Annotated in this window: 16 protein-coding genes; 6 read left to right on the top strand and 10 right to left on the bottom strand. The window is 47.2% G+C overall.

The window, feature by feature from the left end:
- Window positions 1-56: 56 nt before the first annotated feature.
- A complete protein-coding gene (locus HHX48_RS08555; protein WP_191024140.1) occupies window positions 57-920 on the bottom strand; it encodes a YicC/YloC family endoribonuclease in 864 nt (287 codons plus the stop codon).
- Window positions 921-1,130: 210 nt separating this feature from the next.
- Between HHX48_RS08555 and HHX48_RS08550 the strand changes: the two genes are divergently transcribed.
- From HHX48_RS08550 to tusA, 4 genes are all read left to right on the top strand, one after another.
- Window positions 1,131-3,077, top strand: coding sequence for an alpha/beta hydrolase family protein (locus HHX48_RS08550; protein WP_191024139.1), 1,947 nt, complete (start codon window positions 1,131-1,133; stop codon window positions 3,075-3,077).
- Window positions 3,078-3,215: 138 nt separating this feature from the next.
- On the top strand, window positions 3,216-3,929 hold the full coding sequence (gene rph / locus HHX48_RS08545; RefSeq protein WP_191024137.1) for a ribonuclease PH: 714 nt from the start codon (window positions 3,216-3,218) through the stop codon (window positions 3,927-3,929).
- An 11-nt stretch (window positions 3,930-3,940) separates the two neighbouring features.
- Window positions 3,941-4,582, top strand: coding sequence for an orotate phosphoribosyltransferase (gene pyrE / locus HHX48_RS08540; RefSeq protein ID WP_191024135.1), 642 nt, complete (start codon window positions 3,941-3,943; stop codon window positions 4,580-4,582).
- A 14-nt stretch (window positions 4,583-4,596) separates the two neighbouring features.
- The gene (gene tusA, locus HHX48_RS08535; protein WP_191024289.1) at window positions 4,597-4,836 is read left to right on the top strand and encodes a sulfurtransferase TusA; all 240 of its coding nucleotides are present in this window, start codon (window positions 4,597-4,599) and stop codon (window positions 4,834-4,836) included.
- Window positions 4,837-4,880: 44 nt separating this feature from the next.
- Here tusA and HHX48_RS08530 read toward each other — a convergent pair whose 3' ends face one another.
- The 6 genes from HHX48_RS08530 to HHX48_RS08505 form a co-directional block, all read right to left on the bottom strand.
- On the bottom strand, window positions 4,881-5,684 hold the full coding sequence (locus tag HHX48_RS08530; protein WP_223858180.1) for a DUF1206 domain-containing protein: 804 nt from the start codon (window positions 5,682-5,684) through the stop codon (window positions 4,881-4,883).
- A gap of 264 nt (window positions 5,685-5,948) precedes the next feature.
- On the bottom strand, window positions 5,949-6,404 hold the full coding sequence (locus HHX48_RS08525) for a hypothetical protein (protein WP_191024133.1): 456 nt from the start codon (window positions 6,402-6,404) through the stop codon (window positions 5,949-5,951).
- A gap of 92 nt (window positions 6,405-6,496) precedes the next feature.
- On the bottom strand, window positions 6,497-7,081 hold the full coding sequence (locus tag HHX48_RS08520) for a YqaA family protein (protein WP_191024131.1): 585 nt from the start codon (window positions 7,079-7,081) through the stop codon (window positions 6,497-6,499).
- A gap of 6 nt (window positions 7,082-7,087) precedes the next feature.
- Window positions 7,088-8,377: a metal-dependent hydrolase family protein gene (locus HHX48_RS08515; RefSeq protein ID WP_191024129.1), complete on the bottom strand. Its 1,290-nt coding sequence runs from the start codon at window positions 8,375-8,377 to the stop codon at window positions 7,088-7,090.
- A gap of 102 nt (window positions 8,378-8,479) precedes the next feature.
- Window positions 8,480-9,049 carry a DUF1285 domain-containing protein gene (locus tag HHX48_RS08510; RefSeq protein ID WP_191024127.1) on the bottom strand — a complete coding sequence of 190 codons (570 nt, stop codon included), beginning with the start codon at window positions 9,047-9,049 and terminating at the stop codon, window positions 8,480-8,482.
- Complete coding sequence (locus HHX48_RS08505) at window positions 9,036-9,896, bottom strand: DUF3014 domain-containing protein (protein WP_191024125.1); 861 nt, start codon at window positions 9,894-9,896, stop codon at window positions 9,036-9,038. The genes HHX48_RS08510 and HHX48_RS08505 overlap by 14 nt, the downstream gene beginning before the upstream one ends.
- 296 nt (window positions 9,897-10,192) lie before the next feature.
- Between HHX48_RS08505 and HHX48_RS08500 the strand changes: the two genes are divergently transcribed.
- Window positions 10,193-10,501, top strand: coding sequence for a DUF6482 family protein (locus tag HHX48_RS08500; RefSeq protein WP_191024285.1), 309 nt, complete (start codon window positions 10,193-10,195; stop codon window positions 10,499-10,501).
- A gap of 4 nt (window positions 10,502-10,505) precedes the next feature.
- On the opposite strand, the gene HHX48_RS08495 is transcribed toward HHX48_RS08500, so the two are convergent.
- From HHX48_RS08495 to HHX48_RS08485, 3 genes are all read right to left on the bottom strand, one after another.
- Window positions 10,506-10,769, bottom strand: coding sequence for a hypothetical protein (locus HHX48_RS08495; RefSeq protein ID WP_191024123.1), 264 nt, complete (start codon window positions 10,767-10,769; stop codon window positions 10,506-10,508).
- A gap of 78 nt (window positions 10,770-10,847) precedes the next feature.
- Window positions 10,848-11,360 (bottom strand): DUF6702 family protein, encoded by a 513-nt coding sequence (locus HHX48_RS08490; protein WP_191024283.1) that lies wholly within the window; start codon window positions 11,358-11,360, stop codon window positions 10,848-10,850.
- 7 nt (window positions 11,361-11,367) lie between these two features.
- Window positions 11,368-13,791, bottom strand: coding sequence for a M1 family metallopeptidase (locus HHX48_RS08485; RefSeq protein WP_191024281.1), 2,424 nt, complete (start codon window positions 13,789-13,791; stop codon window positions 11,368-11,370).
- A 256-nt stretch (window positions 13,792-14,047) separates the two neighbouring features.
- Here HHX48_RS08485 and proB point away from each other — a divergent pair, with 256 nt between their 5' ends.
- Window positions 14,048-15,160, top strand: a complete 1,113-nt coding sequence (proB, locus tag HHX48_RS08480; protein WP_191024279.1) for a glutamate 5-kinase — start codon at window positions 14,048-14,050, stop codon at window positions 15,158-15,160.
- Window positions 15,161-15,185 lie beyond the last annotated feature (25 nt).

Here is a 15,185-nt window from a genome sequence, read left to right as displayed (position 1 = left end):
AGCAAAATCTGACTAAAAGACGGTTTCAGTAGTGTGCCGCTATCGGTGTGATTACGCTACTCAATATTCTGGATCTGCTCGCGCATTTGCTCTATCAAAACTTTTAGCTCAACGGCTGATTGCGTGATCGCTGTGCTGATTGATTTGGAACCCAGTGTATTCGCTTCACGGTTGAACTCCTGCATCATGAAGTCCAGCCTGCGACCACACGCACCACCTTTTTTAAGAATGTTACGTGTTTCATTAACGTGTGAATTTAGACGATCAATTTCCTCGGCCACATCGACCTTCTGCGCGAGCATGATCATTTCCTGCTCAAAACGCCCTTCATCTAATTCTATTTTTGCCTCTTCAAAACGTGTCTGAATGCGTTCGCGCTGCCACTGCATGATTTCAGGCATTTTTTCTTTTACGGTAGCGACTTCGGTTTCAATACTATCCAGACGTTGCTCTATAAGCGATCTCAGTGTTTTACCTTCGGCTTCTCTTGCCTCAATAAACTGATCCAGTGCGGTATCAAAGCCACTCATTGTGTCGCTGTGAATGGTATCCATATCGGTTTCCTCAGCCGCAATGACGCCGGGCCAACGCAATACATCCATCGGATTCACGCCGGTGGACTGACCGTGAGATTGCACCCAGTCCGCGGCATGCAAAACCTGTTTTGCCAGGTCCTCGTTGAGTGTAAGTGTGGACTGCGCATTCTCTGAGGGTGCAAAGCGCAAACTGCATTCTACTTTGCCGCGATGCAAGCGTTTGCGAAAGCGCTCGCGGAGCATCGGTTCAAACGATCGAAATTGTTCAGGTAAACGAAAATAAGTTTCAAGAAAACGCTGGTTCACAGAGCGGATTTCCCACACTACCGAACCCCAGTCTTGTTTGATTTCGTTACGGGCGAATGCGGTCATACTGTAAATCATAGGAATAGCCTTTTTTGATCAGCGAATTAGATGCTATTGCTTGATGATACGTGAAGTCGATAGATAATGACTAGCAATCATTGTTTTTACTGCCATCCACGCGCTTTATTAAATTTGGTACAGGGGATATTGAATCGCAAATCACCTTTTCGTATGCTTTGCTCGATATATAATAATAAACTCGCAAAAAACATGCACACGGACGTCAACATGAAGTATCTACACCTGCTTATCATAATTTCACTTACTTTTTTTTCAGTTTCCAGTGAAGCAACATTTACCGTTAAGGATATAGCCAAAAACTATACCTATCAAAGTGCGAAGCTTTCCCCCGACGGTACCAAACTTGCCGTTAGCTTTGACGATAAAGGAGCCAGAAACCTTGCTGTGTTCAATCTTAAAGACTTTTCTGTTCTTGGAGGAGCTAGTCTGGGTACCCGCGGTGATGTCGGAAACTTCTATTGGGGAAATAACGAAAGAATTGTATTGGAGATATGGCGGCGTAAACCCTGGCAGACGGAATCGTCAAACTATGGAGAGCTGTACGCTGTTAACTACGATGGTACGCAAGGTGAGATGATTTACGGATTCACTGTGCAAGAGCGCATGGATACTAAAATTCGTCGTAAACAGGCAACCGAGGGCTGGGCTGAAATAATCAGTATTTTGCCAGATGATAAACGGCACATTCTTATCTCTTCCACCCCTATGTCGGAAGGTAATTATCGCTACGCATCAATTCACAAGTTGGATATTTATACAGGGCGTCTGCTCAAACCGGTGACTCTTGCGCCGGCTCAGCAAGCCAGTTTCTTTGCTGATAAGCAGGGTAATCTGAAAATGGCGATAGGTACCGACGAAAGTGGCGACAAGAAAATTTACCGTTTCATCGACGACGAGTGGCGTGAGGTCTCAGATAATTTTGGCGAAGCTTTTCAGCCAATAGCACTGAGTAATAATGCTAAAGATGCCATCTATCTGGATAACTTCGAACAGGACAAAGTTGGCTTGTTCAGAATGTCTCTGGAAACAGGTAAACGGGAAGAGATTTATACTGATAAAAAAGTCTCACTTTCACCTGGTAGTATTAACGTTACGGTTGATAATACTGACGCTTATGCAATCAGAGTTGACGACGGCCGTCCTGCTTACGTGATGTTTGAAGATGCGGGGGAAGAAGCCGCACTGTTTAAAGGGTTGCTTGGCGCTTTGCCGGGATATTCGCTTACGCTGACCAGCCGCTCCAGAGACGGTCAGTATTGGGTTTTATATGCTAGTAATGATATCGACGCGGGCACATTTTATCTGTTTGATAAGTCTTCCGGACAACTGACGCAACTGCTTGCTAATATGAATCATATCAGCATTGATGACTTTTCTGAGACCCAGCCTGTCACCTTTCCGGCGACTGATGGCACGCCTATTCATGGCTATCTGACTTATCCTGTAGGGATGGCGAAAGATGAAAAGGTGCCACTGGTAACCCTGGTACACGGAGGCCCGCACGGCGTTCGTGATTATTGGGGATTTGATCGCGATGTCCAGATGCTGGCCGGTCAGGGCTATGCGGTACTGCAGGTTAATTACCGCGGTTCGGGGAGCTATGGTGCTGATTATCAGCAAGCAGGCTACCACCACTGGGGTGACCTGGTACAACAGGATATTATTGATGGTACCCGCTGGGCTGCCGAGCAGGGTAAGATAGATAAATCAAATATCTGCATCATGGGCGCAAGTTTCGGCGGCTACTCCGCGCTGATGTCTGCCTCGATGGCACCTGAACTATTTAAATGCGCTATCTCAATGGCTGGCGTGTATGACCTGAACCTGATGTATGAAGAAGGCGATACACCCACTGAGCTTTGGGGCAAAAGCTTCTTAAAGCGGGTTATTGGTACTGACCAGAAGCAGCTGGCTGACTTTTCTCCGGTGAACCATGTTCAGTCATTGGATGGTCCTGTTCTTATCGCGCACGGAAAAAGAGATCGCCGCGTACCGTTTGAGCATGCTGAGCGATTGAAGAGTGCATTGGATGATGCACAGAAGCCCTATGAATGGTTTGTTCGGGATGAAGAAACCCATGGATTTTATGATGAGAATAATCGCGCCGAATTTTACGGTGAGGTGACAAAGTTTCTTCAAACAAACTTCAACTAGTTTCTTTCCGGCGGGCCATCCGGCCCGCTTGTATCACGCTATAAATCTTACATTCGGTGCTCAACTTGATTCGGCAAGTGCGTTATACTTAGCGCACTTAATTATTTTAAATAAAATGTGCCTAATCAGGAGAAACCTATGCGTCCAAGTGGCAGAACTGCCAGTCAAATCCGTCCGGTCACCATTACCCGTAACTTTACCTGCCATGCAGAAGGCTCTGTGCTGATTGAGTTTGGCAATACCAAAGTACTTTGTAATGCAACGGTGGAAGAAGGTGTGCCACGGTTCATGAAAGGACAGGGCAAAGGCTGGGTAACGGCTGAGTACAGCATGTTGCCGCGTTCAACCCATACCCGTAGCCAGCGTGAAGCGGCGCGCGGTAAACAAGGTGGTCGCACATTAGAAATTCAACGGTTGATTGCGCGTTCGTTGCGTGCGGCTATCGATTTGAAACTGCTGGGTGAAAATACCATCACTTTAGATTGCGATGTTATTCAGGCTGATGGCGGAACTCGCACAGCATCTATCACAGGGGCATGTGTAGCATTGGTTGATGCACTGACCTACATGCGAGCTAAAGGAATTATCAAGGCCAACCCGTTAAAACATATGATTGCTGCACTGTCGGTGGGAATTCATGACGGTGGTGCTATTGCTGATCTTGAATATACAGAAGATTCTACGGCTGAAACTGACATGAATATCGTCATGACAGAGACAGGTAAGCTGATCGAAGTTCAGGGGACTGCTGAAGGCGAGCCGTTCTCATTTGATGAAATGAATGAGATGCTGGAGATCGCAAAACACGGTCTGCGTGAATTATTCGATGCACAAAAAGCTGCGCTGGCATAAGGAGAAGGGCAATGAAACCGTTCCAGAAAGAATTTATTGAATTTGCGATTGCCCGTGGGGTACTGAAATTCGGTGAATTTACCTTAAAATCTGGTCGAACGAGCCCTTATTTTTTTAATGCCGGGCTGTTTAATCGTGGCGGTGATCTGGCCAAGCTTGGCCGGTTTTATGCCGCTGCAGTGATGGATGCCGGAATTAAGTTTGATGTCTTATTCGGGCCGGCTTATAAAGGCATCCCAATTGCTACAACCACGGCGGTAGCGTTAGCTGATCAGTATGATGTTGATACGCCTTATTGTTTCAACCGCAAAGAAGCAAAAACGCATGGCGAAGGCGGAAATCTGGTAGGGAGTCCACTGGAAGGTAAAGTGATGCTGGTGGACGATGTCATTACCGCCGGTACTGCGATTCGCGAATCTATGCAGCTTATTGAGCAGAATAATGCGTCGTTGGCGGGGGTCTTGATCGCTTTGGACCGTCAGGAACGTGGTCAAGGCGAATTATCCGCAATTCAGGAAGTCGAGCGTGATTTTAATACCCAGGTGGTGTCTATCGTCACATTGGCTGACGTGGTTACTTATCTGAGTGAGCAGCCTGCTCAACAGGATCGTATAAACACGATTAATGCTTATCGCGATGAATACGGAATCTGACAGTGAGTGACCTTATGGATTTTCATGACGCGGATTTTCAATTGGATGCCAAAGGACTTCGCTGTCCGGAACCCGTGATGATGATTCGGCTTAAAGTCAGGAAAATGGCAGAGGGGGAGACGGTTTATATTACGGCTGACGACCCGTCGACGGCCCGCGACGTGCCCAGCTTTTGTCGTTTCATGCAGCATGCTTTGCTCAGAGCGCAAACTGATGAGATACCGTACGAATACCTGATAAAAAAAGGGGGCTAAGCCCCCTTTTTTTCTACGTCAGTGCCTGAAGCGAAATGTATCAGTTAGCCTGATGTCTTGTGATAACGACTCTCAATCGCGCAGAAAATACCAAATAAGAAGATCCCAGCGCCCACGACCATCAGAGCATATTGTCCGTAACTTTGTTGAATAATCGTATCCAGCGCCTCTTTGAGCCCTCCAGCTTCCTCAGGGTTGGCTTTATACGCTGCCTGAATAAAGAAACCACCAACCAGAATATAGACGATTCCCCGGGCGAAGAAGCCCATGCGACCCACCACCTGGCTTATTTTTTTGATTTTGGCCGACATTCTGTGAACATCGAACTTATCCATGAAGTCTGCTTTAAAGGCATGCTTAAACTGTATAAAAGAAAATATAACGATGATGATGCCTACAGCAGCCACCAAATAGATGCCCCATTGCTGCTGCATTAAGGTTGATGACATCTCCTCGCTATTACTTTGGCCGCCACTGGAAGAGCCGCTTGACCCGTGAAAAACCTTAATCGCCAGATAAGTACCAAAGGCGTAAATAATGCCGGAAACGAAATAAAATACCCGTTTAACCACGTCTTTTGCCGAGCTCATATCCAGGTTATCAATGTTCATGCTCGCCTGAACGAAACGCCAAACCACATAACATGCCATTCCCACGATGACACAACCCAGCATAATTCTGCCAAACGGTTGCTCAATAATAGAAAGAAACACATTTTTTTGTGACGGAGAGTCTGATCCATACACACCAATCGCCATTTTCAGAATCAGCACGCCTAACAGACAATAAACAACTGTCTTAGCGGCATACCCACCAAAGACCAGCATGGACTTCCAGTTATCAGTCAAGATCTTGCTCCGTAAAAAAGATTATTATTTGCTTACGGCTTATGGACCTTTCATGATTACTTTATATTCAAGAAATATAAATTAAGACTGTAATGATTTAAGCAGAGCTTCATGGATTAGGGATTTGGTACGATCACTGTTACAGCTAAAATCGCTGACATGAAGTGCCTGCAGACGCAAAAGCCTTTGGATCGTGTCAAGGCGCAAGGTAATGTGCACCTTGGTGTCGGGATGAGAAGAGTGATTGGCTGATTTCATTGTGGCTTAATGAAGCATATGTCCGTCAGGACCGGTTTTGGGTGCCGGACGATCATCGCTCAGTGATTGAACAATGGCCTGTATGAGCTGTGCAACCTGCGGTTCACTGGCATAAAGTGGTGTTAGTGCCATGAGCTGCTGTTGCGCATCATGGATGATTTCCTGCGCCGCATCCTTTTCTCCGGCAGCTCGGTAATGATTAGCCAGATAAATTGCCAGTGCACCGTAAGCAATAAAATCCTGCGAGATGAGCGTAGTACCTTCCTCAGGACAACGTAGAGACTGAATAATCGCCTGGGCGATTTCCAGTGCCTGTGCGCTGCAGTGGATAGCGCTGGCCTCGTCACCCTCTTCTAAAAAACGGTTAGCCGTCTCCTGCATTTGCATGCGTTGAAGTCTTGCATCCTCAGGATTAGCCTGTAGCCACTGCTTATATTTGTTACTTAAGAAACTCGACCGCACCTGAATCTCCTTAAACATATTTAATGTAAATGAGAATTATTATCAATAATAAAGTGCTTTATTTCATTCGTCAATACGGTTGATGCGTGTAGTTAAAACAGCGTACTTAAATACCACAACAATAAAACGAGGAGTGTCAGCCCAACGACTGCACTGGCTTTGTACTGTCGAATTAACGCTTCAGCCTGATTGCCGGCAATCAACACCACGACGGCCAATCCAAAATAACGGATTGAGCGGGCAATGACGGTCGCCAGCACGAAGAAAAACAGTGAGTATTTGGCGGCGCCTGCCGCCAGCATCGCAATTTGAAAAGGAATGGGGGCAATGCCAAGTGTCAGAACAAACCAGAAGCCCTGGCGCTGCATTTGTTGCTTAACGCTATCGAACTGTGACTGACTTGAAAATGTGTCGATGACCCAATCACCTACAAGATCAAACAGGAAATAGCCAAGGCCATAGCCAATGATAGCACCGACCAGGCACCCTAGCGTTGCCATAAAAGCAATCATCCAGAGTTTATCGCGCCTGGCTTGCATTAAAGGCACGAGCACCGCTTCTAAAGGAATAGGTACAATGGTTGATTCGAGCATTGAAGCAATTGCAACACCCGAAAGCATGTTTTTGGAGTTTTTTAACCGTCGGGTTCTTTCCTTTACCTGTGCGCGTATGCCCATGGCGTCCTACTGTTGTTTGATGACCTTTCCATCCTTCATTACGAAGGTAACAGATTCCATTACGCTGATATCTTCGATCGGGTTCCCGTTTACAGCGATAATATCGGCAAATTTACCACTTTCTACGCTACCTAACTGATCATCCACTTTAAGCATTGCCGCTGCATGTTTTGTCGCACTGAGCAGTGCATCCGCTTCAGACATACCAGCCTCCACCATAAAGCCTAGCTCCTGCGCATTGTCACCGTGAGCTGACACCCCTGAATCTGTGCCAAAGGCGATATTCACACCTGCGTTGTGGGCTCTTTTAAACGTTTCCTGTATCAGCGGACCAATCTCTCTGGCCTTGGGGCGAACAAGATCCGGAAAATAACCGTCAATTTTGGCTTTTTCGGCAACAAATTTGCCAGCCATTATCGTAGGCACATAATAGGTATTGTGTTCTTTCATCAGATTCATGGCTTCTTCATCCATGTAGGTGCCATGTTCAATCGAGGTGACTCCTGCTTTAATAGCGCGCTTCATGCCTTCCTTGCCATGGGCATGGACTGCAACAGTCATATCGTAATCGTTGGCTGTGTCGACGATGGCCTGAAGTTCGTCATCCATAAATTGTGGGTTTTGCCCACTCTTTGCCACACTCAGTACGCCGCCGGTGGCGGTGATTTTAATAACGTCAGCACCGTCCTGATAGCGTTGTCTGACGGCCTCACGGGCTTCAGCAGTACCATTAACTACACCGCTCGCCGGTCCTGTGTCGGGTCGGATAACGCGGGCCATACCATTGCTGGGATCGGCATGGCCCCCTGTGGTAGCGATTGATTTAGCGGCTGTATAAATACGCGGCCCTTCCAGTAACCCTTTGTCGATGGCTTTTCTCAACGCGACCGTCTCATTGTAGCTATCACCAAGGTTTCGGACGGTGGTGAAGCCAGCGTGCAGGGTTTTCTTTGCATAATTGGCGGCGGTAAGCGCGTAATCGGCTTCATTCTTTGTATATCTTTCCAGATAGGCGCCAGGTCCGCTTTGAGAGGATAAGTGTACATGCATATCCATCAGGCCCGGAAGCACAGTGCTATCTTTCAAATCGATCACTTCATCATCGTTACCGGCTTTGGTGAAACCGTCTTTGACTTCCACAATTTTGTTGTCATCAATCACAATAGTGACATTGTTGCGCAGCGAAGAGCCGGTCCCGTCAAACAGTTTTCCTGCGTGAATCAGGGTATCAGCAGCAGCGCTGGCGGTCAGCAAGCCACCAAGGCACAGGCAAAGGCAAGACAGTTTATTATTCATAAAGCGGTTTTCCGTTTATTAGGTGGAAGGTAACAATAGGGCAGAGCGGACGGATATGTAAAGTGATTGTAAAGAATGGCCCGGGTGGGCCACTTCTGAAATTTATTCCGCAAGCTCACCAATAACAAAAGGTTCGTACTCGCTGGTTACATAAAGCTGCTGTCGGCCATTTTTATGCCGGCGCTGAGCGTGCTCAACCAGCTGATAGTATACATTTTGATTGATACGCGCCCAGAGGTTTGTTCTGACGCATACGTAGGGAATGGGCGTACTGTCCGGTGCGCCTAACGCTTTTGGGGGATTACGCAACTCTATAGGATGATTGGATGATAACGTAAACCGATCACCGACGTTGGTAGTAAACACGATACTGTCATCATCCTCTTCCCACTGCGTAACCAGAAACGGGACATCCTCAACAACAATACCAAGTTTTTCTACCGGCGTTACCAGAAAGTAGTTGTCATCCTCTTTTTTGATAACAGATGAAAACAACCGTACTAAAGATTGGCGACCCACAGGGCTGTCTTCATAATGCCAGCTACCATCAAGTTTGATCGTCATATTCATGTTGCCGCAAAATTCCGGATCCCATTTATCAACGGGAGGAATACTGCGGGTGGTATCTCCCGCAGCATCCGATATTTGCTGACTGAATCTATTGAGATCCATCTTGTTCCTCAAGCATGGCTTTTATTTCGCGTAACTTGGCTTTAATTCGACGCATGTTGTCAGGTCCTGTGCGCAATAACTGCTTTTGCGGTGCACTAAGATTTTCCAGTTGTGGATCTGCATATTTATACGCTACAGAATCACTATAAACTTCTACTGGTACCGGTACTTCCGGTGTATTCAGTAGTTCGTTGATGGCTTTAACAGCGACTGCATCAAACGATTCGTCGGGGTTGCCGATCTCAGCATACTTTTCCTGAATCTGAGGGCGATAGTTTTTATACAGATCTACCAGTTCCTCGTTATCCATCGACTCCATCATATCAACATAAGGGGTATACCGCTTATAGCTGGCGGCGTCGATCCATTCTTTGCCGGCCTGACTGTAAACGCGGAAAGTCTGCTCAGGTGTTTTAAGTGGCTGTTGATTAGCCATCTCTTCGTTGGCAACGTTTGTCACTGAAACAACGAAGCGTTGCAATAACCCTTCATCCACCAGGAATGTATTGGTATCTTGTTGTTCGCTCAATCCGGAAAGCGACTTCTTAATCCCTTCATCGCTGCTATCCAGCGGCTCTGGCTCGGGTTCTTCCTGTTCAGGCATCGGCTCAGGCTCAGTTTCAGGATCTATCTCTACCGGTTCAGGTTCCGGCGTTCCTTCGAATTCTTCTGTATCGCCCTGGTCGGAGGGTAGGTTGTCTTGAGGTTCAACCGTCGGCTCGGCTTCCTCTACCTGTTCAGACGAATCATCAGACGGCCAGAACACAACGGCCAAAATAATAATGATGATAATGGCTATTAGTACAATGTGCGGGGCTACCTTGCGTTTTTCTGACGGGTCACTCATAACATATCCACCATATAAAAATTAATCCTCAGAACAATGTCTTACAAGAATCATACTTGCTATGCGTTTATGACGAAAGGGCGTTGGACGCACAAACGCAAATTTCCATGATTGGTTCATTTTCCTACATTAAAAAGACAGAATTTGATCGTTTTAACGCCAAAAATCTTTATTGTCGTGACCATTCACACTCAATGTTTAATGACCTTATCAGAGAAATCTTTGCGAAGATTTAATGAACACCAGTGTGACAGAGTTAGTATAGTAGTAATTCAAACCTCTCGCGGGAATCCATGATGCATAAGTTTTTAATGAAAGATTTGATGCAACGAAATCCTGATATTGATTATCTGGAGGTTCAGTCATTTGAGATGAACGTCTATCTGGTGCAGATAACCATCGGGGAGAAGACCGGATTTGTCTACGATGAAAAGGACCGGCCTATGCGCTTTTTCAGTGCCGGACATATTCGAGAGGCATTCGAATCCTGCCAGGTTACCCAGGCCGTGATGATCCATGACACGCCATATGAAGAGATGATTGGCAATCCGCCCAAGTCAGATACGCAGACCGCACTGCCATTCACTATGCAATTGCCTTATTAGCGTGTCACACCACTTGTGAAGCGATTTGAATCATCATGCCGATAGCGCTGCCTGCGGCAAATCCTGCCCAGGTATTTTTAAGCAGGTATCTGAACAGCGCCGCGCCGAATAATCCGCACCACAACATGGTTGAATATAATGATAAGGTCGCGCCGCCGGTACCTGAATCAGGTAAGAAAAGCAGAACGATAAATGTAAGCGCCATCGCGCCGGAAAGGTAGACCCAGATAATATTCTTGCGGTTCGAAAAGCTCTCTGATGCGCTCATAAAAAATCAGCCCGTTAACCATCATCTGTTTATAATGGGTAAAGCGGGCTGATGTTGCAATGATGTGAATGTAAGACTTTAGTGGTGATGACCCTCAAACTCTACTTTGAGCAACGTGGCGTTACCTTCAAATCGTAGTGTTTTGATGTCACCTTTGCCTTCAACGTTAAGTGTGTTGACCTGTGATGGCCACAGGTCGCGCAATGCATCGTGCTTGATTTGAAGGCCTTCGAGCTTGGGCGGCTGATCGGTTTCCTGATAAACCCAGAAGAACTTACCTTCCGTTTCAAACCCTACTGTATTTAGAGTTAGCGTCTTGCCTTCAGCATTACGAACTGAAAAACGCTCTGTAACGTAATCGGCAAAAGCCTGCTGCGTTTTTTCATCGTCCAGTATGTCAGCATGTTTATCAAACAATCGCTTAACAGCGTGCTCGGCATCATGCAAATTGAAGCGATGCATAACCTCAATATTTTCAGTGCGCGGATTAAACAACACTGTCGTGATGGCGGCTTTAATCTGATGCGCCTGAGCCTGGGCGCACGACACCAACAGTAAGGCCATAAGGCCCCACTGCAAGGTGCGTTGCATCACATACTTAATCGTCATCACTGTCGCTGTCGTCATCGTCTGTCTTAAGCTCGGTCTTACTTTCCTGCATCAGGTCTTTGTAGACACGCTTGCTGCTTTTTTCTGACTTGTACGCCTCGATACGTGAAGGAATAATACGGCGTGGATAGTAGTTGTTTTCCACATCGACATCTGCCGTTTCCCAGCGAGGATCGACCGCGACGCTAACCAGCTCTTTATCCTTTTCCGTAACGATAAGCTTAGACACCGCTTTAGGAGTACGACGCCAGATTTCAGCCGGAATACGCTTCATTTCTTTAGTGCCGTCAGCAAACTCTAACTCCAGAATGATTGGCATGACCAGACCACCCTTGTTAGAGAATTCCATCACATAATAATTTTTATCTTCACGAACCGCGCGCTCAAATGCTTTACGTTCCCACGGCTCCAGATCTTTAAGGAAGTCGCGATACTTGTTGCGGTCTTTGTTATTCGGCGTGTATTGATCGTTATCGTCGTAGAAATCTTTGATATCGTCAAAACGCTCAACCCACAGCTGGCGACCTTCCTGTTCATTACGCTCGACCGTTAACGACATCGGTTTTTCCATTTCAGCTTCACGCTGGCGCTTCAAATCAATGTCCGGATCTTCAGTATCTAAGCGTAGTTTATACACACGGTCGATGGCGATATCGACATGATCAGTGCTGTAGAACCAGCCGCGCCAGAACCAATCCAGGTCTACCCCTGACGCTTCTTCCATAGTGCGGAAGAAATCAGCTGGTGTAGGGCGCTTGAACATCCAACGCTGAGCATATTCACGAAATGCAAAGTCAAACAACTCACGGCCCAGAATTGTTTCACGCAAAATGTTCAGCGCGACAGCTGGCTTGGTGTATGCGTTAGGGCCAAGGTGCAGTACCGAATCAGACTGAGTCATAATAGGCACCTGGGATGATGATTTCATATACCACACTACATCACGCGGCTCTACGCCCCATGGGATATTCGGATCCCACTCGCGCCCGGCAACGCCATCAAGAAAGCTGTTCAGGCCTTCATCCATCCAGGTCCACTGACGCTCGTCAGAGTTTACGATCATAGGGAAGTAGTTGTGGCCTACCTCGTGGATTACCACGCCAATCAGAAAGCGCTTTTCGGCCAGCGAATAGGTACGTGAACCATCATCCTGCAACTCAGTACGTGGGCCGTTAAAGGAAATCATCGGATATTCCATGCCACCTACCGGACCATTCACCGACTGTGCTGTTGGATATGGATAGTCAAAGGTAAAGCGGTTATAAACATCCAGTGTGTGGATCACTGATTCAGTGGAGTACTTCTTCCACAGGTCGCCGCCTTCTTTAGGATAAAAAGACATTGCCATAACCAGTGGATTGTCTTCATTTTCCTGCTTGAAGCCGCGTGCATCCCACATAAACTTACGTGATGACGCCCAGGCGAAGTCACGAATGTTCTTCGCTTTAAAGCGCCATGTCTTGGTTTTTGATGTGCCGGCTTTTTCGTTTTCCAAAGCTTCTTCTGCCGTCACGACAAAAACGGCCCGATCAGCATTTTCTGCTTTTTTCAGACGGTCACGCTGCGTTTTCGTCAGCACGTCTTTAGGGTTTTGCAATGTACCGGTAGACGACACGATATGGTCAGCAGGAACGGTAATATTCACATCGTAATCACCGAATTCCAGAGTGAACTCACCGCGACCAATAAATTCTTTATTTGTCCAGGCCTCATAGTCAGTATATGCCGCAAGGCGAGGGAACCACTGGGCCAGCAAAAAGATATCGTTGCCGCCTTCGCGCTCATCATCAGGGAAGTGCTCGTAACCTGCCCGGGCACTAACCGCATCCTCTTCTACAATATTGAAGGCAAAATCAATGTTAAGACTGGTCTGCTGACCCGCTTTGAGCGGCTTATCCAGATCAACACGCATTAATGTACCAACAATGACATGGTGCAGCTTTTTACCGTTACCGGTCGCTACTTTCTTAATGTCGTAACCTAGTTCCGTGTCTTCTACGAATTGCTGGCGACGCAACGCGCCCATGCTCAGCCGGGCCGGCGCGTCTGATGACGCAGACTGCGTTGCCGGTCCGCGATTGCCAATACCACCAAAGGTCGTCGTCAACGCCGACATGGAGTCTTCGCGGTATTTGTTCTGATCCAGCTGAATCCACAAATATTTCAGTGTGTCAGGCGAATTATTTTTGTAAGTGATTTGCTCAGAGGCTTCGATGCGACGCTTTTCTTCATTCAGCTTCACGTCGATCTTGTAATCTACTTCCTGCTGCCAGTACTGATGACCTGGTGCACCCGCTGCGTTGCGGTAGACATTTGGTGTGGGCAGGGTTTCTTCCAGCTGTCGGAATTTATCTTCAAAGTCGCCTTTTGTTTGTTTTATCGCTGAACTGGCGGCAACCGGTACATGCAGCATCACTGATACTGCAGACACCAGCCAGAACAGGCGGTTTTGTCGTTTACTCATGCAGATTCCTTGCTAGATATTGCTAAGTTAAGGGCATCGAAACTGTCATTCTATCGTTAGTTGACTCACTTTTGGAGGTCTTAGCCGCAATAAGTCAAAAATTCACCGCAAAGGCAGACTGTGAAAATTAATTAGAATAAGCACTTTTTCCGTTGCAGTATTCTGTCGTATGCTTAAATTTCTTCCCTTTTTAGGCATAACGTTTATGAACAGGCTGAGCTGGCAGCGTGCCGTGATCAAGGTGGGTAGCGCTCTGATTGCACCTGAAGGCAGAGGCTGTAATCCGAAGCTTTTACAACCTCTGGCGCAATTTGTTATGCGTTCACAACAGGCCGGTAAAGATGTGATTATCGTTTCATCAGGCAGCGTGGCGGCAGGCCGTCAGCAGGTACCCGTCACACATCGGCCTACCATTGCTGAAAAGCAGGCAATGGCTGCGATTGGTCAGACTCAGATGATGGCGTGCTGGCAGCAACTATTTGACCGCCCCTGTGCCCAGCTTCTGCTTACCGCGGGCGACCTGCACGACCGAACCCGGTATGTAAATATCAAAAATACAATTAATCAGCTGCTCAAACACGGCGCTGTCCCGATTATTAACGAGAATGACACTGTTGCGGTGGATGAACTGAAAGTCGGCGATAATGATAATCTGGCTGCCTACACTGCGCTTGTTGCTCAGGCTGATACACTGATAATCTGTTCGGATGTTGATGGTCTGTATACTGCCGATCCCCGCAAAAATCCTGCAGCCACCCGCCTTGATAAAATTTTCAGGATAGACGAAAAAATTATGCGCCTGGCTGGCGGTGCCGGTTCGGCGGTGGGAACAGGCGGCATGCTGACTAAGTTGCAGGCCGCTCAAACCTGTATGGGGAGCGGAATACAGACCTGCATCATCAACGGACATCACAAATCAGCCTTTGATGCCCTTATCAAAGGGAAGCTGGACGGGTCGCTGTTTTGTCCCTCGCAGGCGCCTGTTCATGCACGCAAATTGTGGTTGCAACATACCTTAAAATCCCGTGGTTCACTGGTTGTTGATGCTGGCGCGATGGCAGCAGTAAAGGGACGGGGCGCATCATTGCTGGCAAAAGGTATTGTCGGTGTTGAGGGCAAGTTTCGGGTCGGTGATGCAGTGACCATTGCCTGTGACAATACGTTCTTCGCTAAAGGATTGGTTAATTATAGTAGTGATGACTTACTTACCTTGAAAGGTTCGAAAAGCAGTGATTTTGAACAGCTTTTAGGGTTCACACGTGGACCGGAAATTGTTCATCGTGATGATTTGATTCTGCTTGCATCGCCATCAGACTAATCCGTTGAAAATGGCTCTCGGGGTG

Origin of the sequence: Salinimonas profundi (assembly GCF_014750655.1) — a bacterium.
Classification (GTDB): Bacteria; Pseudomonadota; Gammaproteobacteria; order Enterobacterales; family Alteromonadaceae; genus Alteromonas; species Alteromonas profundi_A.
Note: the sequence above shows the minus strand (reverse complement) of the source record. Positions and strands in the feature narration are given on the sequence as shown.